Origin of the sequence: Rhodococcus sp. NPDC057014 (assembly GCF_042673295.1) — a bacterium.
Lineage (GTDB): Bacteria > Actinomycetota > Actinomycetes > Mycobacteriales > Mycobacteriaceae > Rhodococcus_F.
This window is the reverse complement of the sequence record NZ_JBHUSF010000643.1, coordinates 1-1,255: the sequence shown is the minus strand read 5'-3', so window position 1 is coordinate 1,255 and position 1,255 is coordinate 1. Positions and strand designations below refer to the sequence as shown.

Here is a 1,255-nt window from a genome sequence, read left to right as displayed (position 1 = left end):
GGGACTGCCCCCACCGTGGTTGACACTCGGGGTGTGCAGTTCAGGCCGCGTGTGCGGCCTGATGGAGCGTCTCATACTCGATGGGCGTTAGTCGACCGAGGCCACGTTGTCGGCGCCGCCGATGGTAAGTCTTCTCGATCCATCCGACGATCGCCAACCGTAGTTCCTCACGGCTGCTCCAGCGGCGACGATCGAGGACATTGCGTTGCAGCAACGCAAAGAACGATTCCATCGCCGCATTGTCGCCACATGCCCCAACTTTCCCCATGGAGCCTTGTAAACCATTGCAGCCCAATACTTCTACATACATTCCGGAACGGAATTGGCTTCCCCGATCGGAATGAACCACGGTGCCGTCCGGGTTGCGGAGGGCGATTGCGTTCCGCAGCGCCGTGCACGCCAGGTCCGCGGTCATCCGGTCGGAGATCGAATAGCCGACGATCCGGGTGGAGAAGCAGTCCTTGATCGCGCAGAGATAGAGCTTGCCCTCGTCCGTCCAGTGCTCGGTGATGTCGGTCAACCACAGCCGATCCGGCTGCTCCGCGGTGAACTGCCGCCTGACGAGGTCGTCATGGACCGGCGGCCCGGATCGACGATGAAGCCCTCGCTTCTTGGCGAACACCGAGAAGATCTGCTGCAGTGAACACAATCTGTGGACGCGATTCTCGCCGGCGACGATACCGTGGGAGGGTAGTTCGTCGGCTATGAATCGGTAGCCGAACTCCGGATCGTCGGCGTGGATGTCGTGCGCGGCGTTGATCAGATGGGCATCGTCCCAATCCCGCCGCGAGACCGGATCGGTGTTCCACTTGTAGAACGCTTGGCGGGAGAATCCCAGTACCCGGCAGGTCACCGCGACGGGGATTCCGTCGGCGGCAAGGTCACGGACCAGCGGGTACATCATTTTGGGTTGATGTCGCGGGACAGGTAGGCCACCGCCCGGCGCATCACCTCCGCTTCCTGTTCTAGTAGCCGGATCCGTTTGCGGGCCTCGCGGAGCTCGTCGGATTCGTCTCTTGTGACGCCGGGGCGGGTGCCGTCCTCGATGTCGGCCTTGCGGAGCCAGTTCTTCAGGCAGGTCTCGGATATCCCGAAATCCTTCGCGATTTGCTCCAGCGGGGCTTCGCGCTTGCGGGCCACGGCGACGACGTCGCGGCGGAACTCTTCCGGATACGGCTTCGGCATGTCGATCATCCTTCCACCGTGAGGGCAGATCCCTCACGGGTCAGGTGTCAACCAGAGCCGGGGCAGTCCC

General features: G+C 62.7%; 1 protein-coding gene. It reads right to left on the bottom strand.

All coding sequences use genetic code 11. The annotated features are described in order from the left end of the window. Positions 1–40: 40 nt before the first annotated feature. A protein-coding gene (locus ACFTZB_RS45705; protein WP_378442624.1) for an IS3 family transposase occupies positions 41–1,185 on the bottom strand; the annotation gives its coding sequence in 2 pieces (ribosomal slippage) (positions 41–906 and positions 906–1,185; 1,146 coding nt in all). Positions 1,186–1,255: the final 70 nt, after the last annotated feature.